The 23,710-nt window shown below is 67.7% G+C and carries 19 protein-coding genes and 1 pseudogene; 10 read left to right on the top strand and 10 right to left on the bottom strand.

The annotated features are described in order from the left end of the window. The first annotated feature begins 5 nt into the window (after positions 1-5). Positions 6-1,088 (top strand): 1-deoxy-D-xylulose-5-phosphate reductoisomerase, encoded by a 1,083-nt coding sequence (dxr, locus tag ACIOU8_RS04145; RefSeq protein ID WP_400786099.1) that lies wholly within the window; start codon positions 6-8, stop codon positions 1,086-1,088. Positions 1,089-1,131: 43 nt separating this feature from the next. Here the strand turns inward: dxr and ACIOU8_RS04140 are convergent, their stop codons facing one another. From ACIOU8_RS04140 to ACIOU8_RS04130, 3 genes are all read right to left on the bottom strand, one after another. Continuing rightward, positions 1,132-2,754: a Mur ligase family protein gene (locus tag ACIOU8_RS04140; protein WP_400786097.1), complete on the bottom strand. Its 1,623-nt coding sequence runs from the start codon at positions 2,752-2,754 to the stop codon at positions 1,132-1,134. Between the two features lie 89 nt (positions 2,755-2,843). After that, complete coding sequence (locus ACIOU8_RS04135) at positions 2,844-3,536, bottom strand: YcnI family protein (RefSeq protein WP_400786095.1); 693 nt, start codon at positions 3,534-3,536, stop codon at positions 2,844-2,846. An 89-nt stretch (positions 3,537-3,625) separates the two neighbouring features. After that, positions 3,626-4,198 (bottom strand): hypothetical protein, encoded by a 573-nt coding sequence (locus ACIOU8_RS04130; RefSeq protein ID WP_400786093.1) that lies wholly within the window; start codon positions 4,196-4,198, stop codon positions 3,626-3,628. 82 nt (positions 4,199-4,280) lie between these two features. Here ACIOU8_RS04130 and ACIOU8_RS04125 point away from each other — a divergent pair, with 82 nt between their 5' ends. Further along, positions 4,281-5,597: a M50 family metallopeptidase gene (locus ACIOU8_RS04125; RefSeq protein ID WP_400786091.1), complete on the top strand. Its 1,317-nt coding sequence runs from the start codon at positions 4,281-4,283 to the stop codon at positions 5,595-5,597. Between the two features lie 59 nt (positions 5,598-5,656). Here ACIOU8_RS04125 and ACIOU8_RS04120 read toward each other — a convergent pair whose 3' ends face one another. Further along, entirely contained in the window at positions 5,657-7,540 is a 1,884-nt protein-coding gene (locus ACIOU8_RS04120) for a chorismate-binding protein (RefSeq protein WP_400786089.1), read from the bottom strand. A gap of 251 nt (positions 7,541-7,791) precedes the next feature. On the opposite strand from ACIOU8_RS04120, the gene ispG reads away from it, so the two are divergent. After that, positions 7,792-8,922: a flavodoxin-dependent (E)-4-hydroxy-3-methylbut-2-enyl-diphosphate synthase gene (gene ispG, locus ACIOU8_RS04115; protein ID WP_400786086.1), complete on the top strand. Its 1,131-nt coding sequence runs from the start codon at positions 7,792-7,794 to the stop codon at positions 8,920-8,922. 32 nt (positions 8,923-8,954) lie between these two features. Further along, entirely contained in the window at positions 8,955-9,821 is an 867-nt protein-coding gene (locus ACIOU8_RS04110) for a hypothetical protein (protein ID WP_400786083.1), read from the top strand. Positions 9,822-9,827: 6 nt separating this feature from the next. Here the strand turns inward: ACIOU8_RS04110 and ACIOU8_RS04105 are convergent, their stop codons facing one another. The 4 genes and pseudogenes from ACIOU8_RS04105 to ACIOU8_RS04090 all read right to left on the bottom strand — a co-directional run bounded on the left by ACIOU8_RS04105 (position 9,828) and on the right by ACIOU8_RS04090 (position 13,422). After that, positions 9,828-10,520, bottom strand: coding sequence for a nucleotidyltransferase domain-containing protein (locus tag ACIOU8_RS04105; protein WP_400786080.1), 693 nt, complete (start codon positions 10,518-10,520; stop codon positions 9,828-9,830). A gap of 117 nt (positions 10,521-10,637) precedes the next feature. After that, the gene (locus ACIOU8_RS04100; RefSeq protein WP_400786879.1) at positions 10,638-10,832 is read right to left on the bottom strand and encodes a hypothetical protein; all 195 of its coding nucleotides are present in this window, start codon (positions 10,830-10,832) and stop codon (positions 10,638-10,640) included. Between the two features lie 219 nt (positions 10,833-11,051). Then, positions 11,052-12,052, bottom strand: a pseudogene (locus ACIOU8_RS04095) (RNB domain-containing ribonuclease); the annotation flags it as partial. 77 nt (positions 12,053-12,129) lie between these two features. Continuing rightward, on the bottom strand, positions 12,130-13,422 hold the full coding sequence (locus tag ACIOU8_RS04090; RefSeq protein WP_400786078.1) for a DUF222 domain-containing protein: 1,293 nt from the start codon (positions 13,420-13,422) through the stop codon (positions 12,130-12,132). A 240-nt stretch (positions 13,423-13,662) separates the two neighbouring features. Here ACIOU8_RS04090 and ACIOU8_RS04085 point away from each other — a divergent pair, with 240 nt between their 5' ends. After that, positions 13,663-14,433, top strand: a complete 771-nt coding sequence (locus ACIOU8_RS04085) for an isocitrate lyase/phosphoenolpyruvate mutase family protein (RefSeq protein ID WP_400786076.1) — start codon at positions 13,663-13,665, stop codon at positions 14,431-14,433. Between the two features lie 44 nt (positions 14,434-14,477). Beyond that, entirely contained in the window at positions 14,478-16,235 is a 1,758-nt protein-coding gene (locus ACIOU8_RS04080) for a proline--tRNA ligase (RefSeq protein ID WP_400786074.1), read from the top strand. Between the two features lie 75 nt (positions 16,236-16,310). Here the strand turns inward: ACIOU8_RS04080 and ACIOU8_RS04075 are convergent, their stop codons facing one another. After that, entirely contained in the window at positions 16,311-16,814 is a 504-nt protein-coding gene (locus ACIOU8_RS04075) for a pyridoxamine 5'-phosphate oxidase family protein (RefSeq protein ID WP_400786072.1), read from the bottom strand. A gap of 124 nt (positions 16,815-16,938) precedes the next feature. Here ACIOU8_RS04075 and ACIOU8_RS04070 point away from each other — a divergent pair, with 124 nt between their 5' ends. After that, positions 16,939-17,979: a TIGR00730 family Rossman fold protein gene (locus ACIOU8_RS04070; RefSeq protein ID WP_400786070.1), complete on the top strand. Its 1,041-nt coding sequence runs from the start codon at positions 16,939-16,941 to the stop codon at positions 17,977-17,979. Here the strand turns inward: ACIOU8_RS04070 and ACIOU8_RS04065 are convergent. Beyond that, entirely contained in the window at positions 17,948-19,303 is a 1,356-nt protein-coding gene (locus ACIOU8_RS04065) for a flavin monoamine oxidase family protein (protein WP_400786068.1), read from the bottom strand. The genes ACIOU8_RS04070 and ACIOU8_RS04065 overlap by 32 nt on opposite strands. 131 nt (positions 19,304-19,434) lie before the next feature. Between ACIOU8_RS04065 and nusA the strand changes: the two genes are divergently transcribed. The 3 genes from nusA to infB all read left to right on the top strand — a co-directional run bounded on the left by nusA (position 19,435) and on the right by infB (position 23,668). Beyond that, entirely contained in the window at positions 19,435-20,418 is a 984-nt protein-coding gene (gene nusA / locus ACIOU8_RS04060) for a transcription termination factor NusA (protein ID WP_400786066.1), read from the top strand. Between the two features lie 59 nt (positions 20,419-20,477). After that, positions 20,478-20,732, top strand: a complete 255-nt coding sequence (locus ACIOU8_RS04055; RefSeq protein WP_400786064.1) for a YlxR family protein — start codon at positions 20,478-20,480, stop codon at positions 20,730-20,732. Positions 20,733-20,827: 95 nt separating this feature from the next. Continuing rightward, positions 20,828-23,668: a translation initiation factor IF-2 gene (gene infB, locus ACIOU8_RS04050; RefSeq protein WP_400786061.1), complete on the top strand. Its 2,841-nt coding sequence runs from the start codon at positions 20,828-20,830 to the stop codon at positions 23,666-23,668. The last annotated feature ends 42 nt before the right edge of the window (positions 23,669-23,710 follow it).

The following is a 23,710-nucleotide window of genomic DNA, read 5'->3' as shown; positions in this document are numbered from 1 at the left end:
GCGGCATGCGTCGCATCATCGTCCTCGGCTCCACCGGTTCCATCGGCACGCAGGCGCTCGACGTCATCCGCGCCAATCCTCGTCGTTTCGAGCTCGTCGGCCTCGCCGCCGGGTCGAACGCGGAGATGCTCGCGGAGCAGGCGGAGAGCTTCCGCGTCGACAGCACCGCACTGGGCGCGGCCGAGGCCGAGCAACTGGTGCGCGATGTCGACGCCGACGTGGTGCTCAACGCGATCACCGGATCGATCGGACTCGGTTCCACCCTCGCCGCGCTGAAAGCCGGCCGAACCCTCGCTCTCGCGAACAAGGAATCCCTCATCGTCGGCGGAGAGCTGGTTCTCGCAGCCGCCGCCCCAGACCAGATCGTCCCCGTCGACTCTGAGCACTCCGCGCTCGCGCAGGCGCTGCGAAGCGGAACTCACGCAGAGGTGCGACGCCTCGTCGTGACGGCATCCGGTGGGCCTTTCCGTGGGCGTTCGCGCGAGCAGATGCTCGAGGTCACGCCGCAGGAAGCGCTCGCGCACCCGACATGGGACATGGGTCGGATGGTCACGACGAACTCGGCGACACTCGTCAACAAGGGTCTCGAGGTGATCGAGGCGCACCTGCTGTTCGACGTCGCCTACGAAGACATCGACGTCGTCGTGCACCCGCAGTCGATCGTGCACTCGATGGTCGAGTTCGTCGACGGTTCGACGATCGCCCAGGCATCCCCGCCCGACATGCGTCTTCCGATCTCGCTGGGGCTCGACTGGCCGAGCCGCGTCGGCGGGGTCGGTCGCCCTCTCGACTGGACTCAGGCGACGTCGTGGAACTTCGAGCCGCTCGACGACGTCGCCTTCCCGGCTGTCGATCTCGCCAAGCTCGTCGGCCGAGCGGGCGCGACCTTCCCCGCGGTCTACAATGCGGCCAACGAGCAGGCGGTGGATGCCTTCCATGAGGGACGCTTGCCGTTCCTCGGCATCGTCGACACGATCTCACGGGTGGTCGACGCACACGAGCCCCCGGAGTCGCTGACGGTCGAGTCGCTCGCCGACGCCGAGGAGTGGGCGCGGCGCAAGGCTGATCAGCTGATCGCGCGGGCCTGATGCGGGAGTGGCCGCAGCGGATCGCTGCGGCCACTCGCCGAGGTCAGTCCTCGTCGGGGTAGGGCACAGGCCAGTGCGAGTCGGGCACGGGCCATCCGGCCGCGCGCAGCGCCCGTCTCGCCAGCTCACGCGCCGAATAGGGTGTGCGCACGCCGCGGATGTCGCGATAGTCCTGATGCCCAGGTCCTGCCCACAGGATCGAGTCGCCGTCTCCGACCAATCCGACCGCGGCGACGATGGCCGCCTCCGGAGGTGAGTACTCGTGGATCTGGGCGTCGGGCCGCGCTGCGCGTGCGCCGGCGACGAGAGCGGCCCTGATGGAGTCCGGGTCTTCGAAACGAGGGTGGTGGTCTGTCACGACGAGGATGTCGCTGCCCTCGACCGCGGTGCGTGCCATGTCGTACCGCTTGCTGGCATCGCGATCGCCGTCGGCGCCGAAGAGCATCAGCACCTTGCCCGGGGTGACGCGGCGGACCGCGGCGAGGGTCTTCTCGAACGCGTCGGGAGAGTGCCCGAAGTCGACGAAGACGACGGGGCCGGTGTCTCCGGAGACGAGCTGGGTGCGACCCGGGAGGTGCGCGAGAATGCCGCCGTCACGGTCGAGCGCCGAGGCGATGCGGTCCCACGCGTAGCCGCCCTCGAGCAGCATCACGATCGCCAGCGCCGCGTTCGCGGCCATGTGCGGACCGATGACCGGAACCGTCGTGGTCAGGGTTCCTGCCGGGCCGGTCATGGTGAAGGTGGTTCCGGATGCGCGCTCATCGTCGATCACGACGACCCAGTCGGCGCGAGCCGCGGCGTCCGGATCTGTGGCGATCGACGGGGTGCCGACGGTGACCACGGGGATCTCGGCTCGCTGCACCACGATCGCCCCGTTGGCGGAGTCGAGGCAGACCACACCGCGCGTCGCGCGGTCGGGGCGGAAGAGCGGCAGCTTGGCCTCGAAGTACTCCTCCATGTCGGCGTAGTCGTCGAGGTGGTCGTGGCTGAGGTTGGTGAAGCCGGCGACGTCGAAGCGGATGCCGTCGACGCGATGCCGAGAGAGCGCCTGAGCACTGACCTCGACGGCCACGGCTTCGACATCGCGCTCGCGCATCAGCGCGAGCAGTGCGTGCATCTCGGAGGCTTCCGGGGTCGTCAGTCTCGAGACGATGACCTCACCGGCGATGTGGCGCTCGGCCGTCGACGAGAGTCCGGTGACGACGCCGAGCTGGTCGAGGATGCCCTCGAGCAGGTGCGAGACGCTCGTCTTGCCGTTGGTCCCCGTGGTGGCGAACAGCAGGGGGAGCGGCTCGCCCGCACCCGTGCCGTAGACCCACGCGCTCAGAGCGCCGAGCACGGCACGGGGGTCGTCCACGATGATCACGGGGAGTCCGGCAGGCTGCGCGATGTCTGCGCCGTCATCGTCGGTGATGATCGCGACGGCGCCCTTCTCGGCGGCCGTGGCCGCGAATTCGGCTCCGTGGCGGTTCACGCCCCGGATCGCGACGAAGGCCTCGCCGGGGCGCAGATCAGCGGTGGCGAGCGTGATGCCGGACAGGGTGACTCCGGTCACCTCGCCGCGGACGGCTCGAGCGAATCGAGAGGCGAGTTCGGACAGCTCACGCCGGGGCGGGTTCGCGGGGCGGAGCACGGGAGGCAGGCTCGGTTGTTGTTCAATCGACATGTCGCATCCATGATCTCACGCCCGCGACGCGATGACCGGGTGCGGCACGTCTCCTCGGCTGCGTCGAGCCGAGGAGACGTGCCAGGGGGTCACGCCTTGCGGCGATACGCCAGTACGGAGACGACGAGCGCGACGATTCCGGCGACGAGGCCACCCGCGCCCAGCGCCGTACCGAGCTCGTTCGAGGAGTCCGTCTCGTCGGCGGCTTCCGAATCGGCGGTGTCCGCGTCTCCTGCTTCGTCCGCGGAGTCGTGCTCTCCGTGTCCGTCAGCGGCTGCCGCGACCTGGACCACTGGAGCCGGCGCGTCGAGGCTGTGGGGGTCTTCGCCTTCCTCGGCGAGCTCCGTCCACTCCGTGCTGCCTTCGACGCATGTCTGGATGACCGGGAATGCGAGCGAGTCGGGCGCGTCTTCGTCGAGCCCGACAGCCATGCTGACCGCGCCGCGCAGCTCGTTGGGCACCGGCTCGAGGGCGGTGTAGGTCACGGCGCTGACGAGCCCGTCATCCCCTTTCTCGATGTCGATCGTCCAGTCGCTGTCCATGGTGGGTGCGACGGAGGCGAGGCCCTCGGGCATCGTCACCTTCAGCGAGGTGGTCGGCGAGTTCTCACAGCCGTGGGCGAACGAGAAGGTCAGCACGCCGTGGTCTCCGGCGATCAGCTCGTCCGGGCTGACGCTGACGTGTGCGCTCGCCATCGCAGGGATGGCGAGCGCGAGGATCGCGCCCCCGACGAGTCCTGCGGTGACGTTGCGGCGGGTGGTGCTGGTGGTGGTGGAACGCATGGTGATACTCCTGTGTGCTGATCTGCGGGCGCGTCGGTATGCGCGACATCCGCGGGAAGGTGGAAACGCCTCGGTGAGGCGATGCGTGATCAGGCGTGTGCAGGAGGACCGCGGCGCGATACCGACACCGAGAAGTCGCTCTCGATCGGCACTCGGATCGCGCACACGGGGAAGGCGGGGCGTTCGTGGACCGGTCGGAACACCGTGACCGTGTGCCGCAGGCGTGCCTGCACCCAACCGGCGATCGCCCGCACCGACGACTCGCCGTGACACACCAGGGCAATGGTGATGATCGCTGCGAAGACGTGACCGGCGAGCATGAGGGCATCAGGAGCGGTCGCGGCGACCACGGGGCCCAGAGCGGCGAGGTCGAGGTGGTGCTCGTGTCCCGCGATCGCCGTCGCGCCGGTGGGGGTCCCGAGCAGCTGGAACACGAGGTGGAAGAGCGCCTGGCTGACCAGCACCGTCAGAGCGACACGGGCGCGGGATGCCCGGGCGCCGATGAGCAGCGCCGCCAGCGGCACGAGGAGCGTCGCGACGGCGAGCACAAGAAGCGGATGCGGGGCGGCTCCGCCCGCAGTGGTGTGCGATGCGGCGGCGACGAGCGTGGCCGCACCGGATGCCGCGGCTGCACGCAGAAGTCGCAGCTGGCGGGAGGTCACGCCACAAGCCTAACCGTGTCTCGCCATCGACCTGTGCACCACATGGGGCTGATTCCTAGGCGGCGAGCACTAGCTTGGGGGAGTGGAAGCACTGCTCTATCTGGGTGGCATCGTGTTCATGCTGATCGGCCTCGGCCTGTCGATCGGTCTGCACGAGGTCGGACACCTCCTGCCGGCGAAGCTGTTCGGCGTGCGCGTCGGCCAGTACATGATCGGCTTCGGTCCGAGGCTCTGGTCCAAGCGCATCGGCGAGACCGAGTACGGGTTCAAGCTGCTGCCGCTCGGCGGATTCATCTCGATGTCGGGAATGTACCCGGCCTCCGCCGCATCCGGCCCGGCGAAGGGCGTCTTCCGCGCTCTCGTGCAGGACGCACGATCGGCGAACGACGAGACGATCGCGGAGGGTTCCGAAGACCGCGTCTTCTATCGCCTGCCCGTGTGGAAGCGCGTCATCGTGATGCTCGGCGGACCGCTGATGAACCTGATCCTCGCGATCGTGATCTTCACCGTCCTGGTGTCCGGAATCGGTGTGCAGCAGGGAACCACGACGATCGCCTCGGTGAATCAGTGCGTTCTGCCCGCCGGATCGACGGCGACCGAGTGCGAGCCCGATGACCCGGCGACGCCGGCTGCCGAGGCAGGCATCCGACCAGGCGACGTGCTGGTGTCCGTCGACGATCAGCCCGTCTCGACCTTCGCACAGGCGACCGCCATCGTGCAGGCCGCTCCAGGCCAGACCCTGGAACTGGTCGTCCTTCGAGACGGCGCCGAGAAGACACTGAGCATCACGCCGATCGAGGCTGAGCGCACCATCACGGATGCGAGCGGGCAGCCGGTCATCGGGGAGGATGGGCAACCCGTCGTCAAGGACGTCGGCTATGTCGGGATGGCGGCGCAGATGGGCTTCGTCCCGCAGCCGCTGTCGGCAGGACCCCAGATGGCGGCCGACACCGTCGCGCGCGTGGGGTCGATGATCCTCACCCTTCCGGTTCGGATCTGGGACACCGGTGTCTCCCTGGTCACCGGGTCTGAGCGCGACCCGAACGGTCCGCTGAGCGTCGTCGGCGTCGGGCGCATCGCGGGTGAGGTCGCGGCGATCGATGCTCCGATCCTCAACCGCTTCTCCGTGCTCCTCGGGCTTCTCGGATCCCTCAATGTCGCGCTGTTCGTGTTCAACCTGATTCCGCTGCTGCCGCTCGACGGAGGTCACGTGGTCGTCGCGCTGTGGGACGGCATCCGCCGCGCCTGGGCGAAGCTGTTCCGTCGGCCGCCGCCTCCGCCCGTCGATGCCACCAGGCTCGTGCCGCTGACCGTGGTCGTCGCCGCGCTGCTCATCGTGATGGGTGCCGTGCTGCTGCTCGCCGATGTCTTCAACCCGGTGAACATCTTCGGCGGCTGAGCCACCGTCGGGGCGCGGCTGCCTTCGAGGGCTGGGGCGCTCCGGCATCCGCTCTCAGATCACGTGAGCGCGTGCGAGACCAGGCGCTCGAGAGTGCGGATGCCGTCGCGCGACAGGATCGACTCCAGATGGCCCTGCACCGAGGCGAAGCGCTCGCCGCGAAGCGCGTAGACGTCGCCTGATTCGGGGTCGGCCGACACGTCGACCGTTCCCGTCGACGTCGTGCCGGGCATCACCCGCGCCGTGAATGTGTTGTAGAAGCCGATCGAGGCGTCCTCGCCGAACACGGGAACCGACTTCTGCAACCCCTGATGCGGTGCGGCGAGGGGGGTCAGCGCGATGCCGAGACGATCGCTGAGGATCTGGTGGCTCAAGCACACCGCGAGCAGCGGCGACCTGGCGTCCACACGTCGGGACACGACGTCGCGCAACCTGGTGATGCGGTCGCTCTCGACGTCGCGGGGATCGCCGGGTCCTGGGCCGGCGACGACGAGGTCGGACGCGTCGAGCTCCGCATCATCGACGTCGTTCCAGGCGCGGATCGTGACATCCAGCCCGAGGTGGCGCAGCTGGTGGGCGAGCATGGTGGTGAAGCGGTCTTCCGCGTCGACGACGATCGCCGATCGGCCGGCGAAGGGCCCGGTCAGATCGTCGCCCTGCGGGTTCAGCCAGAAGTCCGCCAGGCGTGCATTGCGCGAGGAGAGAAGCTCCGCGACGGCGGGGTCGTGGGCGAGGGGCTGCCGTTCTCCCGGAGCGTCGGCATCATCGCGGGCCTCGGCGACGCTGTCGCGATCGATCGCGCCGATCGCTCCGAGCACGCCGGCGGCCTTGCCGTGGGTCTCCGACACCTCGCCGTGCGGGTCGGAGTGCCGCACGAGCGTCGCGCCCACCGGCACGCTGAGCGAGCCGTTCTGCAGATACACGGTGCGGATCAGGATCGGCGCGTCGAGGTCGTGCCCACCGGCGTCGTTCGGAGTGAACAGGGCGGCGACGCCGGAATAGTAACCGCGCGGCTTCTTCTCATGACGGCGGATCACGGCGCACGCGTTCTGCATCGGCGAGCCGGTCACGGTCGGCGCGAACATCGTCTCGCGGAGGATGTCGCGGGGATCCAGCGCGCTGCGGCCACGGAGCATGTACTCGGTGTGGGTGAGGCGCGACATCTCCTTCAGATGGGGGCCGGTGATGCGTCCTCCGTCGGAGCAGACGGCGCTCATCATCTTGAGCTCCTCGTCGACCACCATGAAGAGCTCTTCCGTCTCCTTGGTCGAAGAGAGGAAGTCCACCAGCGTCTCTTTCGTGGCTCCACCCGCGGGGTGGCGGAACGTGCCCGAGATGGGGTTCATGGTGACGATGCCGCCGCGTGCGACGACGTGCGCCTCGGGGCTCGCGCCGACCGCGATGTGTCCGGGCGTGACGACCGCGAAAGTCCAGTAGGCACCGCGCTCGTGCGTGAGCAGCGCGCGGAACCAGGTCAGGGCTGCGGTGCGATCGTCGACGTCGATCTCGGCGGTGAAGTCGCGGCGGATCACGAAATTCGCGCCCTCGCCGCGTCCGATCTCGTCGGCGATCACGGTCTCGACGATCGTGGCGTACTCCTCGTCCGGGATGTCGAAGCCACCGTCGCGCAGCGGCACGTTGTCCGAGGGAAGCGCCGCGAGCAGCGCGGGTGTAGCGATATGCAGGTGCTCATCGACCACGATGCAGCGCAGGGGCGCCCCGTCGTCCTGAGCGACGAAGCCACGCTCCCGCACCTGGCGGTAGGGCACCATGGTGAAGATCTCGCGCGGGGTTCCGTCGATCGTGAGGGGGATGTCGGCGAGCAGGTCGACATCGACGACCTCGCCGGTGAGCAGCTCGACGGTGTCTGCGCCGTCGCGCGCGATCAGCACGAAGGATGCCGTGGGATCTGCGGTGAGCTCGGCAAGACGTGAGAGGGTCATCGGTGTCTCCTGTGCATGGCTCCGGCTCGGCTCAACGAAAAGACCGCCCCGGAGGCGGTCTGGATTCGTGGGAACGCGAACACACCGCCTAGGAGGCGGGCCACCAGGTGAAGTTCGCGAGCATGGGCTGAAAACTATCACACCGCGCGCCGCCGCCCAGGCCGTATGACGCGCATCCTCGCCGTGCGACATCCAGCCTGCGTGCATCCAGGCGGCGTAGGCTGGGGGTTGTGCCAGCAGTGAATCTTGGGATGCCGAAGATCCCCGAAGTCCTCGCCCCGCGCCGCAAGTCTCGCCAGATCAAGGTCGGCAAGGTGCTCGTCGGCGGCGACGCCCCCGTCACCGTCCAGTCCATGACGACGACGAAGACGACGGACATCAACGCGACTCTCCAGCAGATCGCGGAGCTCACCGCATCCGGATGCGAGATCGTCCGTGTCGCCGTCCCTCATCAGGACGACGCCGACGCGCTGAAGATCATCGCCATGAAGAGCCAGATCCCCGTGATCGCCGACATCCACTTCCAGCCCCGCTACATCTACACCGCGATCGACGCGGGGTGCGGCGCTGTGCGTGTGAACCCGGGCAACATCCGCGAGTTCGACGGCAACGTCGGCAAGATCGCCGAGGCCGCGAAGGCCGCAGGCGTCTCGCTGCGCATCGGCGTCAACGCCGGCTCGCTCGACCGCCGCATTCTGACCAAGTACGGCAAGGCGACCGCTGAGGCTCTCGTCGAGAGTGCTGTGTGGGAGGCCTCGCTGTTCGAGGAGCACGACTTCCACGACTTCAAGATCTCGGTCAAGCACAACGACCCCATCGTCATGGTGAAGGCCTACCGCCAGCTCGCCGAACGGGGCGACTGGCCGCTGCACCTCGGAGTGACCGAGGCCGGACCCGCGTTCCAGGGGACGATCAAGAGCGCCACTGCTTTCGGCATCCTGCTCGGTGAGGGCATCGGTGACACCATCCGCGTCTCGCTGTCAGCGCCGCCGGCCGAAGAGGTCAAGGTGGGACACCAGATCCTGCAGTCCCTGAACCTTCGGGAGCGCAAGCTCGAGATCGTGTCGTGCCCGTCATGCGGACGCGCCCAGGTCGACGTCTACTCGCTCGCCGAGAACGTGACCGAGGGACTCAAGGACATGACCGTTCCGCTGCGTGTCGCCGTCATGGGCTGTGTCGTGAACGGTCCGGGCGAGGCGCGCGAAGCCGACCTCGGAGTCGCCTCGGGCAACGGCAAGGGACAGATCTTCGTCAAGGGTGAGGTCGTCAAGACCGTGCCCGAAGCAGACATCGTCGCGACGCTGATCGAAGAGGCCAACCGCATCGCGGCCGAGATGGGACCTGAGGCGCCGCTCGGCACCGCGCAGGTCGTCACGGCCTGACCGCCGCGCGTCGGTCCGTCTCAAGGAGCTCTATGCCCTCGTCCACTGTCGTATCCTTTCCCGTCGGCGGCGTCGCAGGTTCGAGCACCGTCAGTCGTATCCAGTCCGGCGCGGCGGGCACCGTCGTCGTCGTGGACGCGACGCCGTTTCACCCCGTCGATCACACGTGGCCGGATCAGCCGGGCGACCGCGGTGAGATTGCGCGCGACGAATCCGTCGTTCGCGTCTCCGAGGCGGTGATGGCGGCGATCTCCGACGAGGGCGAGTTCGCTGTCGGCTCCGACATCCCGGTGAAGCGTGGTGCTGAAGGGTGGACCTGGCTCGTCGCCCACCCGATTGAGGGTGAGGCGCCGTCCTGGTTGGTCGAGGGCGCGCGTGTGGAGCTGTCGGTCGACTCGTCACGGCGGGCTGGCTTCAGCCGGGGACACACCGCCTGCCACCTCGCGTCGTTGGCCCTCGACATCGCTCTCGCCGACCTGTGGCGCAAGGACCCGGGAGCGGATGCTCTGGGCAATCCGAACTTCGAGGTCAGAGCGAATCAGTCCAGCCGCATCCATGAAGACGGCGCCGTCGACGAGTACCGTCTGGGCAAGAGCCTGCGCCGAGCAGGTTTCGACACCGAGACGTTCGCGGCGTCGCTCGACGATCGGGTGGCAGCGATCAACACCCAGCTGGCCGCGTGGGTCGCCTCCGGTGCGATGAGCCGCGTGGTGGCCGAGGGCCCGACCATCGTGGATCGGCGCAGCTGGCACTGCGAACTGCCGGATGGCCACGCCGAGATCCTCTGCGGCGGAACGCACGTGGCGTCTCTTTCCGAGTTCGTCTCGATCTCGGTCGCGCTCGATCTGACGGATCCCCAGCTGCTGGTGATGACCACGAAGGCCGTTCCCGCGGTCTGAGTCCGCTCAGCGAACGAATCCGGCCTGCACGCGGCCGCCGGCCCGCTCGAGCTCAGCGGAGACGCGAGCTGCGAAGGTCGTGTAGTCGTTCTCGAGCAGAGGGTTGGTCAAGCGGTCGGCTCTGTCGACGCTCAGCTCTCGAAGGCGTCGGGGCAGCCATTTGCCCGCCCCTATCCACCGCCCCTCGGTGAGCAGCATGAGCTCTGCGATCCGCTCGAACAGGATGGATGCCTCCACGTGCTGTTCGACGGGGCCCGTGGCGTCCTCCAGATCGTCGAGCACATCCGTGATGACGTAGCGGCGGAACGCGGACTCGTTCGCGCTGAGTGACGGCCCCGCGTCGAGCACACTCCGCCAGTGCTGTCGGGCCGATGCCAGCCGGCCATCATCTCGGATCGCGATGCCGTCGACGAGCATGTGCACCGTCACCGGGCGGTGCTGCGCGATGCCTCGTGCCGCCCACTCGTCGAAGCCCGTCGACGTGTAGGCGAAGACTTCGAAGATCTCTCCGTCGAAGTCGTGCGTCGAGGCTTCACTCGTCTGTCCGTCGACATCGAAGAGGTCATCTCCGAGGAGCAGCAGGTCGATGTCGCTGGTCGACGTGCGGTCGCCACGCGCCATGCTTCCCGCCACGATGGCGATATCCGCCCGGGGGTAGCGGGCGGCGACGAATCGTTCCGCGACGGCGAAGTGGTCCACGTCCACAGCGTAACCCTTCGGGCTGTGCACCTCCGGGGATCAGCGCGTCGCTGCTCCGAGCCGGGCGCCGAGTCCGGCGGCGAGCACGTGTGCCTGGCTCAGCGGAAGCCTATGCCTTCAGGCGCTGAACTCGATCTCGCCTCGGGCGATGTCGGCGCGCACGACCTGGAGCCTCACGACGGCTCCGGGGATCGTATCGGCGGGGATCGGGGCAGAGGCGGTGACGGCGGGATCAGCGATCTGGACCGTCGCGCGCTCGCCGCGTATCTCGATCACGGTGGCCTCGACCGTCCCGCCCACGAGCGGCGTCATCAACGCGGCCTCGACGCAGTTGATCGTCGCGGAGTCGAGCCGGGATGCACGCTGACCGGACTCCTGCATCAGCGCGGGCAGATCCGGAAGAGACTCGCGAACCCAGCTCGGTACCTCGCGTCCTTCGGAGACGGCAAGGCAGATCTCGAGCGACCAGCGATCTATGAGACGGCGCAGCGGCGCCGTGGCATGCGCGTAGGGTGCGGCGATGGCCGCCTGCTCGATGTCGGGCGGCACCGACCCGTCGAAGGCCACGTAGCCGGCGCCGCGGAACAGCGATGCCGCAGCCTCGAGAATCGGGAGGGTCATCGGGTCCTCGCGATCCAGCTCGCGAAGGTAGTCGCCGTAGGCGCCCGTCGTCCACGGGCGCCCGAGAGCCTCGGTCTGATGGCGGAACGCGTCGAATGCCTTTTCGTCGGGCTCTGGCATGGTTCGAAGGATGCCGATGCCGGCGTCCAGCATCAGTGACGCCGCCGCCATGCCGGTCATGAGGGACAGTTGCGCGTTCCATTCCTCGACGGGAAGCGGATGCCGACGCTCGATCGCGTATGTGCCGTCGGCGGCTCGGGTCACTTCCTCGTCGGGGAGGTTCAGGCTTGCGCCGCCGCGGATCTTCTCCTGCTCGATCCGCAGCGCACCGATCTCCGAAAGCAGCGCGGCCGGACCGCCCTCGCCTCGGTCGAGCGCCGCCTGTGTGCTGGCGTAGTCGAGCTGGGCGCTCGAGCGGATCAGAGCCCGCTCGAGCCGGAACTCTTCGACGACTCCCGCAGAATCGAGGGCGAAAGTCCAGACGAGTGCGGGGCGGTCCACGTCGGCCAGCAGCGACGCGCGATCCTCGCTGAGCACCTTCGGATGCAGAGGGATTCTGCCATCTGCCGCATACAGCGTCTGACCTCGACGCGTGCCTCTGCGTCTACTTCCCCTCCGGGAGTCACGAAGCCGGGGACATCGGCGATTGCGTAGCGAACGGTGTATCCGGATTCCCGCCGCTCGAGGTGGAAGGCCTGGTCGAGGTCGCGCGACCCGAGCGGATCGAGTGTCGCGAAGGGGATGTCGCGCAGATCGAGCTCGGGGGTCGTCGTTCTCGTGGCCTCCGCTTCGGCGACGACCGCGGCGGGGAAGTCTGTGGGCGCGTCGAGGGACTCGCGCAGGGCCGCGAGCGCCGCGGCGAGTTCGGTCTGCGCGGCTGATGGGGCGACGTGCGATCGGCGCTGAGGCATGCCCCCACACTATGACGCCGCGGACAGAGGACGGCGTGATGTCGGGCATGGTCGCGTCGTCATCCTCCGCCCTAGGGTCAGAAGGGCGGCGGGGAGTCGTCGTCGGGGACAGTGGTGGTGTTCTGCGGCGGTGCTCTGTCGATGTAGACCCTGCCGGTGGGGCTCGTCCATGCGAAGGTGCCGTCGTCGAGGTGCTCGACGTGCCAAGGGCTGTGGTGTTTGAGTCTGTGGTGTCGGCGGCACAGGACGCCGAGGTTGTCGGCCGTGGTCGCGCCGCCGAGAGCATGGTCGCGGGTGTGGTCGAGATCGCCGTCTCGGGAGGCATGCCCGCAGGTCGGGAACCGGCATCGTTGATCGCGGGCTCTCAAGTGCCGTGTGAGGGCGGCGGACGGCCGGTAGCGGTCGACGGCGAGCATCGCGCCGGTGAGAGGGTGAGTGAGGATCCGGGCCCACCCGGGTGCCATGCCGGCGAGCAGACGTGCGGTGTCGATATCGATCGGGATGCAGCCGTTCAGCTCGGCCGGGACGCTGCTCGCACCGATCAGCGACAGCACGGGGACAGTGACAGTCACGGTCGGGGTGATCGAGGCGAGCATGCCGTCGGCGGTGTCGTGTCCTGCGGGCGCGCCGGTGAGGAGCAGGTCAAGAGCGACATCGCAGCTGGCCTGCCCGAGCGTCCGCGAGCCATGAGTCGACGCGGCGCGGGGGGCGCTCGACGAATCCGCACAGGCGGCTTTTGCCATCGCCGTGACCCTCTCGAACGCGCCGTGCACGAGAGCGGCCGGACCGAAGATGCTCAGTTGCGCCATGCCGTCTGCGCGGTTCTTGACCCACACACCGCGCTCGCGGCGCGCGTCTTTGTGACGATCATCGATGCTGCGCCGCTGGAACCGGTCTGCGACTCGTCGTGCCATCCGCCCCACTCGATTAGGGGACTCCGTCTTCGCGAAATCGACCATCTGCCCTGCGTACGCGTCGCGGTCGGCCGCATCGTCGAGGTGCATGGCGGCGTCGACGATCACCCGAGCATGCGCGGCGCTGATCAGCCCGGCACCCTGCGCCTGCCACACCCGGGGGAACCGAGACACCACGAGTTCCGCGTCGAGCATCCGCCTCTGCACCGTCCGGTCGCTGATGCGCAGCGCCGCCCCGAACTCGGCCGCCACCGCCCGCACCGCCAGATCGACACCATCAGCACTCGGTTCGTCGGCCTGCTCTGCTGCTTCGACAGCGATGCGCGAACCGAGCGCGAGAAGACCGTCGCGGGCGGCCAGCAACGACCCGATCGTCCGATCGACCGCGACGAGCATCTCAGCGACCGCGCCCAGCGCGCCCACCTGCTCCACCGTCGCGTCCATCAGTGCCGTCATACCCACATCACACCACCCACCACCGACATTCCCACCGCAGATCAGACCCCGAAACCCAGCCGGGAACACAGAACAACGGCATCCCGGAATGTGCGAGAGCACGGCCGCCATGAAGGTCACCTCGACGAGCACCTAGAGGTGGCACTCCGGACGATCGCCGATGCACTGCGTCCCCTCGCGAACCTGTGATTCGCGTGTCCGTCCGACCCAGACCGGAATACTGGGCGTTAGCGTGGGGGTATGACCACTGCTGCGAAGGCCAAGACCCTGATCGGACTCTACGAAGCCCCGGAGATCCTCCGTGTCGTGAATGTGTGGGATGTCGTGTCCGCCCGCGCCGTCGCGAAGCTGCCCGAGACGAAGGCGATCGCGACCGCAGGGCACGGCATCGCCGCCTCCTTCGGATTCGAGGACGGCGCGATCCCGCGGGACATCATGATCGACATGGTCGGTCGCATCGCAGCATCCGTCTCGGTCCCGGTGACCGCCGATCTCGACGACGGATACGGCGACGCGGGGGAGACCACCCGCCTGGCGATCGGCGCCGGTGTCGTCGGCGCCAACGTCGAAGACCGCCTCAAGCCGTTCGACGAGTCCGTCGCGGCGGTCGAGGCGATCGTCAAGGCCGCCGAGGCCGAGGGCGTTCCGTTCGCGCTGAACGCACGTACCGATGCTTTCGTGCGTGCCGGGCACCGTCCGGTCGCGGAGAGCGTAGCCGACGCGATCCAGCGTGGCCGCGCGTTCCTCGACGCCGGAGCCACCGCGGTCTTCGTCCCGGGAATGCTCGACGCCAATATCACCCGCCAGCTCGTCGACGGCCTCGGTGAAGGCAAGCTCAGCGTCATCGGCCTCCCGGGCACTCTCGCCGCGTCGGAGTACGAGAAGCTCGGGGTCACCCGCATCTCGTACGGTCCTCTTCCGCAGCGAGTGGCGCTCACGGCCGTCCAGGACCTCGCCGCGAGCCTGTACGCCGGTGGCGTGATCCCGAACGGCCTCCCCGCGCTCAACTGACCCACCGCGAAAACGGGGTGACCACCGGTCAGTAGACTTGGCCCGTGGTCACTCGTCTTTCGAACTTCTTCCTCCGCACGCTCCGTGAAGACCCTGCAGGCGCAGAGGTCGCGAGCCACAGGCTGCTGATCCGCGCCGGATACATCCGACCGCAGGCCGCCGGGATCTTCGCGTGGCTCCCGCTCGGGTTGCGCGTCAAAGCCAAGATCGAGACGGTCGTCCGCGAGGAGATGGCCGCCGCTGGGGCACAGGAAGTGCACTTCCCCGCTCTGATGCCGCGTGAGTCCTACGAAGCGACCGGTCGCTGGGAGGAGTATGGCGACCTGCTTTTCCGTCTGCAGGACCGCAAGGGCGGTGACTACCTGCTCGCCCCGACCCATGAAGAGGCGTTCACGCTCCTCGTCAAGGACCTCTACTCCTCGTACAAGGATCTGCCTCTCACGCTCTACCAGATCCAGGACAAGTATCGTGACGAGGCTCGTCCCCGTGCAGGTCTGCTCCGCGGCCGTGAGTTCACGATGAAGGACGCCTACTCCTTCGATTCCTCCGACACCGGCCTCGACGTCAGCTACCAGGCGCAGCGCGATGCCTACGAGCGCATCTTCCAGCGCCTCGGTCTCGAGTACGTGATCGTCCAGGCGGATGCCGGTGCGATGGGCGGGTCGCGAAGTGAGGAGTTCCTTCACCCGACCCCTGTGGGTGAGGACACGTTCGTGCGGAGCGCCGGCGGCTACGCCGCCAATGTCGAGGCATTCACGACGGCGGTGCCCGACGCCATCGAGTTCGATGCCGACGCATCTCCCGTCATCTTCGACTCGCCGAACACGCCGACGATCGAGACGCTCGTCGCGCACGCGAATGCGCACCTGGGCGGCGAGTACACCGCCGCCGACACGCTCAAGAACGTCGTGCTGGCCCTGACTCACCTCGACGGAACGCGTGAGCTGGTAGTCGTGGGCATCCCGGGTGACCGCGAAGTCGACGAGAAGCGAGCGGAGGTCGCCTTCGCACCCGCCGAGGTCGAGACGGCGACGGCCGACGACTTCGAGAACAACCCGCTGCTCGTGAAGGGATACATCGGTCCCTGGTCGCCCACGGGCGCCGTGCTCGGCGAGGAGTCGGCAACCGGCATCCGCTACCTGGTCGATCCCCGCGTGAGCGAGGGCACCACCTGGATCACCGGCGCGAACGTCGATCAGAAGCACGCGCACTCGGTCGTCGCCGGTCGTGACTTCTTCTCGGACGGGATCGTCGAGATCGCGAACGTCAAGGCGGGGGACCCCGCTCCCGACGGTTCGGGCCCGGTCGAGCTCGCCCGCGGAATGGAGATCGGCCACGTGTTCCAGCTCGGCCGCAAGTACGCTGAGGCACTCGGCCTCAAGGTGCTCAACGAGAACGGCAAGCTCGTCACCGTCACGATGGGCTCGTACGGAATCGGCATCACCCGCATCCTCGCGATCATCGCCGAACTGAACAACGACGAGAAGGGGCTCATCTGGCCCGCATCCGTCGCTCCCTTCGATGTGCAGGTCGTAGCAGCAGGCCGCGATCAGGTGGCGTTCGACGTGGCGACCGAGCTCTCGGCGCAGCTCGAGTCCACGGGCCTCGATGTGCTCTACGACGACCGTCCGAAGGTGTCGCCCGGAGTGAAGTTCGGAGACGCAGAGCTCGTCGGTGTGCCGAAGATCGTCATCGTCGGCCGTGGCGCTGCCGAGGGCCAGGTCGAGCTGTGGGACCGCAGCACGGGTGACCGTGAAGCGGTATCGGTCGCCGAGGCCCTGCAGCAGCTGTCCCGACGCTGACCGTACAGACCGGAGAATGCCACGCACCTCGTCCGAGGTGCGTGGCATTCCGTCTCTGCGGAGTCGAGCCGCTCGTCAGCTGACGATGCGGCCGTGGTTCATGATGTCGTCATCAGGCGTGTCCTTGGTGACCAGCGCCTTGAGCGCGCCCGCCGCCATCGCGATCTTGCCCAGCCCGGGCTCCCAGAACTCGGTCACCGTCGGCGTCACCTTCAGAAGCGCGATCCCGGGGGTGTCGAGGCCGTCCTCGAACCAGATGTCGAGCGAGGGCGAGTAGAGCTCCTCCATCTTCGCCCGGTCGTGCACGACGGACGCCTCGCCGGCGACCGAGACATATCTCATCCCCTTGGCGTCGCAGTACGCGAGGCCCACCTGGTGGTGAGCTCGCGCTTCTTCGACCTTCTCGGTGTCTTCCGCGGTGAAGAACCAGATGTCTCCGGCATCGTCCATCTGCCGGGTCGACATCGGCCTGCTCACCAGATTGCCGTCTTCGTCAGTCGTCGTCAGCATCGTGAAGTCGATGTCCTCGACGAGCTCGGTCACGCGCGCGAGCGCTTCCGGTCCAATGATCTCTGTCATGCCGCCACTGTGGCGCAGGAGGTCCGACTTCGCAGGGGCGTTGACACCGGCCCGCGCGCGTGGTCAGCGCATCGGGCGGCGTTGCGCCGACCCACGCGACATGCCGTCGTGACAGGCTGAGTGCATGACCGACGAATCGCTGCCGGAATCGCTGAGCGCCGAGATCAACACCGTCCTGGATGAGGCGGGAGTGAAGACCGACCGCCGCCTCGTGATGCGCATGATGCGCACTGCGGTGCTGTTGGGGGAGGACGGCACCGACCGGCTCGACCTCAAGATCGCGTCGGCCGCGTTGGCCGAGATGCGGGATGCGTTCCGCCTCTTCGCGCCGTTCCATGGGGTGCCCAAGGTCACGGTCTTCGGTTCGGCGCGGACGCGCCAGGATGACCCGCTCTACATCCAGGCTCGCGATGTCGCAGGCGCTCTCGCTGCAGACGGATGGATGGTGGTGACCGGCGCCGGCCCGGGAATCATGCAGGCGGCGGCAGAAGGCGCCGGCCCCGCTCTATCCCTCGGCGTCTCGATCAGGCTCCCGTTCGAAGAGAAGGCGAACAGCCTGGTGGCGGGAAGCGACCAGGTCGTCGCGATGAAGTATTTCTTCACCCGCAAGCTGATGCTCATCAAGGAGTCGAGCGGCTTCATCTGTCTGCCCGGCGGGTTCGGCACGCTCGACGAGATGTTCGAGCTGCTCACACTGCAGCAGACCGGCAAGGCCGAGCCGACGCCGATCGTCCTGCTCGACGAGCCGGGCGGCACTTTCTGGAACGGTCTCAAGCGGTTCATCGACGAGGATCTGCAGCCCACTGGCGTGATCTCTGAAGGTGACTTCGACCGCGTCGTCATCACCGACTCCGTCGAGTCGGCCGCAGCCGTGATCGCAGGGTTCTGGCGCAACTACGACTCGCTGCGCTGGGTCGGGGATTCGCTCGTGCTCAGGCTGCGGGTCGCGCCGACAGATGCGGAGCTCGAGGACCTCAATGAGCGGTTCGCGGGGATGCTGGCGAGCGGACGAATCGAGCGGACTGCTCCGCGGTCACCCGAAGTCGCCGACGACGATCTGCTGCACCTTCCGCGTCTCGCCCTGCACCTCGATCAGCGTCAGGTCGGCAGTCTGTTCCGCCTGATCGGTGCGATCAACTCGCTGAAGTCCGCTCCCGCGCTGTGATTCTTTCCGCGAACGCGGCGAGATCGACTTCGTGCCCGAGTATCCGCCCCGCGGCGCGGTGACCTGAAGAGAAGGCCGCCCCCACGGTCGCGGGCTCGTCGCCCCAGGTCGCCTCGCCGGCGAAGTGCAGCACTCCGTCGACGGGACCCGCGAGTTCGTCATGGTCGTGGTGCGACGATCCGAGCGCGAGATGCGAATACGAGCCGTTCGAGAACACGTCGTGCCCCCAGCGGGTGACCCAGTGCGCGGTGGGCTCGCCGACGGCGTCAGGGTAGAGGGCACGAAGAGCGCGCACGGCATCCGCGACGATCTCGTCGTCGGACAGCTCCTGCATCCTGCGGCCGAACGGACCGGCAGCGAAAGTCAGCAATGTGGGAAGCCCGCTCACGGCCGACACGTCGTACCACGAGTGCCAGTGCTCACCGGCCTCGCCGAGCGCCCGCAGGACATAGCTGTCCTCATTCCAGAAGCGTTCCGGGAACTGGATGAAGACCTTGTTGAACACCCCCATGCCCAGCCTCGCGATCGGCCCCGCGACCGCGTCGGGCAGGGGAGGGGCGAAGTCGATCGACCCCGCCTTGAGCACTCCGAGCGGCACGGTGACCACGGCGCTCCGTGCGGAGAAATCCCCGTTCTCGGTCGACACCGTGACTCCGGCATCCGTGCGGGCGATGCGGGTGACCACCTGGCCCAGGCGGATGTCTAGTTCGGCGGCGATGCGCCGTGGGAGCTCGTCATAACCGCGAGGGAAGATGACCTCGTCACCGTCGATCGCGTCCTCGTCGAGCCCGTGCGCGTCGAGGTCGCCGATCCATGCTCCGCATTGCTCTTCGACGCGGTGGCGGAAGAACTCCCGGATCTCATCGATGCGCTCAGGATCGAAGCCGGTGCGGTCGAGCGCGCGCTCGGTGACATCGAGGTAGGTGTCGCCGGGGGAGGACCGTTCGATCTTCTCGAGCAGCAGGCGATCGGCCTCCTCGACGTCGGAGACCCATTGAGAAGCGCGCGCGGCATCCATGGGCCTGCCGTCGCCGTCGAAGTTCTCGATCGGGCGCCCTCCGGCCTGGAAGCTGCCGACGGTGTACTCGAGCGTCGGGATTCCGAGCGCCTGTACGAGGTCCCACAGTGCGGAGCGTTCGATGCCGTGGACCCACGACGCGCCGAGATCGACGGGAAAACCCGCGGTGCGATCGGTGTGCATGCGGCCGCCGACGCGATCCTTCGCCTCGAGGACGATGACGTCCGCTCCGGCGTCGGCGAGCATGCGAGCCGCCGTCACGCCGGACATCCCTGCCCCGATCACGATGGCGTCGTACGTCGTCACTGAGTCCTCCTTCATGGTCGGCACCGCACCGGTGCGGCCGCCTTCGTGGCGACCAGCGGTGGGCACAGGGTATCGTGGTACGGATGTCGCGCGTGCACACCCGCGCGACGAGAGCTGAATAGGGAGTCGTCATGGATATCGAACTGAGTCTGCTGCGTGGGATCGAGAAGGAGAAGGCGATCCCCTTCGATGAGCTGGTCTCGATCATCGAACAGGCCATCCTGACCGCCTACTCCAAGCATGTCTCCGCAGACGGAGCAACCCCCGAGGGCGTCCGCGTCGAACTCGATCGTCGAACCGGGCACGTCGCCGTGCTGCAGGTCGTCAAGGACGATGAGGGCGCGATCATCGGGGAAGAGGATGCCACGCCGGATGACTTCGGACGGATCGCCGCCTTCGCCGCGAAGCAGGTCATCAGCCAGCGTCTGCGCGACATCGCGGACGACGTGGTGCTCGGCGACTTCAAGGACAAGGAAGGCGACATCGTCGCCGGCGTGATCCAGCAGGGACCGAATCCCCGCATGATCCACGTCGATCTCGGAGCTGTCGAGGCGATCCTTCCTCCTGAGGAGCAGGTCCCGGGCGAGGAGTACACCCACGGCTCGCGCCTCCGCGTGTACGTCACCAGCGTCGCGAAGGGCCTCAAGGGTCCGCAGATCACCGTCTCGCGCACGCACCCCGGTCTGGTCCGCAAGCTGTTCGCGCTCGAGGTGCCCGAGATCGCCGCAGGTCTCGTCGAGATCGTCTCACTGGCCCGCGAGGCCGGTCACCGCACGAAGATCGCCGTTCGCGCCAACGACCCGGCGATCAACGCCAAGGGCGCCTGCATCGGTGAGATGGGGCGCCGTGTGCGCGCCGTCACCGAGGAGCTTTCAGGAGAGAAGATCGACATCGTCGATCACGATCCGGAGCTCGCCGCGTTCGTCGCGAACGCCCTCTCGCCCGCCAAGGTGACCAGCGCGTTCATCCTCGACGCGAACACCAGGGCCGTGCGTGCGCTGGTGCCCGACTATCAGCTCTCCCTCGCGATCGGCAAGGAGGGGCAGAACGCTCGTCTGGCCGCCAAGCTCACCGGCGCGAAGATCGACATCCAGCCCGACAGCGTCCTGGACTGACTGCTCGTCACGTCCGACTCGCGCCCGTCGCGTGAGTCGGACGGGAACACAGGTGTAAGATGGAACCCGTTCGAACGTGCGTCGGCTGTCGCACGCGTGCTCCCCGCGCCACTCTTCTCAGAGTGGTGTCCCAGGACGACGTCCTCATCATCGATGAGCGAAGCGTTCTGCCAGGGCGAGGCGCGTGGGTGCATCCGACACCGGAATGCATGGATGCCGCTCTGCGGCGCCGCGCTTTCGGCCGAGCACTTCGCGCATCCGGCAATCTGGATACGCGGATCATCGAACAATACCCACCAAGAAACAAAGGCTGAACGGCTATGGAAACAAAGTGAACGGCTCGAAATGAGACCCGTCCGCGACTAGTGGTCTGCCCTGTCTGGGTGGACCGACCCCAGACAGGAGAATTGTGGCTGGTAAACCACGCGTACACGAGATCGCCGCCGAACTCGGCGTCGACAGCAAGATCGCACTTGCAAAGCTCAAGGAACTCGGAGAGTTCGTCAAGAGCCCCTCTTCGACCATCGAACCCCCGGTGGCGCGCAAGCTTCGCGCTGCCATCGAGTCGGATGCCTCGCTGAAGGCATCTGCTGACGCGGCTCCCGCTGCTGCCAAGTCCGGTGCTGCAAAGCCCGGTGCTGCGAAGCCCGGTGCCGCGAAGACCGACGCGGCAACGCCCGGTGCCGCCAAGCCCGGTGCTGCGAAGCCCGGTGCCGCCAAGACCGGTGGACCGACTCCCGGACCCAAGCCCGGCCCCAAGCCGGCACCCGCGCCGGAAGAGCCCGTTGCCGCTCCGGCTCCCGAGGCTCCCGCCGCGGCCGCAGAGGCTCCGGCCGAGACCGCTGCTTCGGCAGAGGCCACGCCCGGACCCGCTGCACCGAAGTCGAACGACGGCGGCGCACCGAAGCCCGGCGCACCGCGTCCGGGCAACAACCCGTTCTCGTCGGCGCAGGGCATGGGCCAGCGTCCGGCAGGTCCGCGTCCCGGCAACAACCCCTTCGCCTCGGCGCAGGGCATGGGCCAGCGGCCGAGTCCGACTCCCGGCAACATCCCGCGTCCGCAGGCTCCGCGCCCCGGTGCCCCGCGTCCGGGTGCACCTCGTCCCGGTTCCCCCCGTCCCGGCGCTCCGCGCGGCGGTCAGGGCGGTCGTCCCGGTGGTGCACCGTTCCAGCAGCGTCCCGGCGGCCCCGGTCGTCCCGGCGGTGCCGGTGGACCCGGCGGCGGTCCCGGTGCTCGGCCCGGTGGTGGCTTCGCAGGTCGCCCCGGCGGTGGCGGCGGTCGCGGTCGTGGTCCTGGTGGAGGTACCGCAGGTGCCTTCGGCAAGGGCGGCGGCAAGAGCAAGCAGCGCAAGTCGCGGCGGGCGAAGCGGCAAGAGTTCGAGATGCGGAGCGCCCCGATCGTCGGTGGTGTCAACGTCACCCGCGGTAACGGGGAGACCATCCGCATGCGCCGTGGTGCGTCGATCGCGGACTTCGCCGACAAGATCGAGACGCTGACCGGCTACACGGTGCAGCCAGGAACCCTCGTGACGATCCTCTTCAACCTCGGCGAGATGGCCACGGCCACCGAGTCGCTGGATGAGGCGACGTTCGAGGTACTGGGTGAAGAGCTCGGCTACAAGATCCAGATGGTCTCGCCCGAGGATGAGGACAAGGAGCTCCTCGAGGGCTTCGGTCTCAACCTCGAGCAGGAGCTCGAGGAGGAGGACGAGGACGACCTCGAGATCCGTCCTCCCGTGGTCACCGTCATGGGCCACGTCGATCACGGTAAGACCCGTCTTCTCGACGCGATCCGCCAGACCAACGTCATCGACGGTGAAGCCGGCGGCATCACGCAGCACATCGGTGCCTACCAGGTGTGGACCGAGCACGAGAACGTCGAGCGCGCGATCACCTTCATCGACACTCCGGGGCACGAGGCGTTCACCGCCATGCGTGCGCGTGGAGCGCAGGTCACCGACCTCGCGATCCTCGTGGTCGCAGCCGACGACGGCATCATGCCCCAGACGGTCGAGGCGCTGAACCACGCCCAGGCGGCGAACGTGCCGATCGTGGTCGCGGTGAACAAGGTCGACAAGCCCGACGCCAACCCGGCCAAGGTTCGTCAGCAGCTCACCGAGTACGGTCTGGTCGCAGAGGAGTATGGCGGAGACGTCATGTTCGTCGACGTCTCGGCTCGGGCGAACACCGGCATCCAGGAGCTTCTGGACGCTGTGCTGCTCACCGCTGATGCTGGTCTCGACCTCACGGCCAACCCGAACAAGGCCGCTCGCGGTGTCGCCATCGAGGCGAAGCTCGACAAGGGCCGCGGATCCATCGCCACGGTGCTGATCCAGTCCGGAACGCTTCGGATCGGTGACGCGATCGTCGCAGGAACGGCTTACGGCCGTGTCCGTGCGATGGCAGACGAGAACGGCGAGCAGGTCCTCGAGGCCTACCCGTCGCGTCCGGTGCAGGTGCAGGGTCTCAACTCGGTGCCGCGTGCGGGCGATGTCTTCATCGTCACCGAAGAGGACCGCATGGCCCGCCAGATCGCTGAGAAGCGTGAAGCGGTCGAGCGCAACGCCCAGCTGGCCAAGGCCCGCAAGCGCATCTCGCTCGAGGACTTCACCCGTGCGCTCGAAGAGGGCAAGGTCGAGTCGCTCAACCTCATCATCAAGGGTGACGTCTCCGGTGCCGTCGAGGCACTCGAGGAGTCGCTGCTCAAGATCGAGGTCGATGACTCGGTGCAGCTCCGCATCATCCACCGCGGTGTCGGTGCGATCACGGAGTCCGACGTCAACCTCGCGACGATCGACAACGCGATCATCGTGGGCTTCAACGTCCGCCCTGACACGAAGGCGCGCGAGCGCGCTCAGCGTGAGGGTGTCGACATCCGGTTCTACTCGGTGATCTACAACGCGATCGACGAGGTCGAGAGCTCGCTCAAGGGCATGCTCAAGCCGGAGTACGAAGAGGTCCAGTCGGGTGTCGCCGAGATCCGCGAGGTGTTCCGCTCCTCGAAGTTCGGCAACATCGCCGGTGTCATCGTGCGTTCGGGAACGATCACGCGAAACGCCAAGGCTCGCGTCATCCGCGACGGCGTGGTCGTCGCAGACGGCCTCGCCATCGAGTCGCTGCGTCGTTTCAAGGACGACGTCACCGAGGTGCGTACGGACTACGAGGCCGGTATCGGCCTCGGCAAGTTCAACGACATCCAGATCGGTGACGAGATCGAGACGACAGAACTGATCGAGAAGCCTCGCGGCTGATCGAGTTCGATATCTTCGGGCGAGGGTGCGTGATGCATCCTC

Origin of the sequence: Microbacterium sp. NPDC087589 (assembly GCF_044743635.1) — a bacterium.
Taxonomy (GTDB): Bacteria; Actinomycetota; Actinomycetes; order Actinomycetales; family Microbacteriaceae; genus Microbacterium.
This window is presented reverse-complemented; position numbering and strand designations above follow the sequence as displayed.

Excerpts from the sequence above, each read along its gene's own strand:
- dxr (WP_400786099.1), top strand. The coding sequence starts at position 6 with ATGCGTCGCATCATCGTCCTCGGCTCCACCGGTTCCATCGGCACGCAG.
- ACIOU8_RS04140 (WP_400786097.1), bottom strand. The coding sequence starts at position 2,754 with ATGTCGATTGAACAACAACCGAGCCTGCCTCCCGTGCTCCGCCCCGCG.
- ACIOU8_RS04135 (WP_400786095.1), bottom strand. The coding sequence starts at position 3,536 with ATGCGTTCCACCACCACCAGCACCACCCGCCGCAACGTCACCGCAGGA.
- ACIOU8_RS04120 (WP_400786089.1), bottom strand. The coding sequence starts at position 7,540 with ATGACCCTCTCACGTCTTGCCGAGCTCACCGCAGATCCCACGGCATCC.
- ispG (WP_400786086.1), top strand. The coding sequence starts at position 7,792 with ATGCCGAAGATCCCCGAAGTCCTCGCCCCGCGCCGCAAGTCTCGCCAG.
- ACIOU8_RS04110 (WP_400786083.1), top strand. The coding sequence starts at position 8,955 with ATGCCCTCGTCCACTGTCGTATCCTTTCCCGTCGGCGGCGTCGCAGGT.
- ACIOU8_RS04100 (WP_400786879.1), bottom strand. The coding sequence starts at position 10,832 with ATGACGCCGCTCGTGGGCGGGACGGTCGAGGCCACCGTGATCGAGATA.
- ACIOU8_RS04090 (WP_400786078.1), bottom strand. The coding sequence starts at position 13,422 with ATGACGGCACTGATGGACGCGACGGTGGAGCAGGTGGGCGCGCTGGGC.
- ACIOU8_RS04085 (WP_400786076.1), top strand. The coding sequence starts at position 13,663 with ATGACCACTGCTGCGAAGGCCAAGACCCTGATCGGACTCTACGAAGCC.
- ACIOU8_RS04075 (WP_400786072.1), bottom strand. The coding sequence starts at position 16,814 with ATGACAGAGATCATTGGACCGGAAGCGCTCGCGCGCGTGACCGAGCTC.
- ACIOU8_RS04070 (WP_400786070.1), top strand. The coding sequence starts at position 16,939 with ATGACCGACGAATCGCTGCCGGAATCGCTGAGCGCCGAGATCAACACC.
- nusA (WP_400786066.1), top strand. The coding sequence starts at position 19,435 with ATGGATATCGAACTGAGTCTGCTGCGTGGGATCGAGAAGGAGAAGGCG.
- ACIOU8_RS04055 (WP_400786064.1), top strand. The coding sequence starts at position 20,478 with ATGGAACCCGTTCGAACGTGCGTCGGCTGTCGCACGCGTGCTCCCCGC.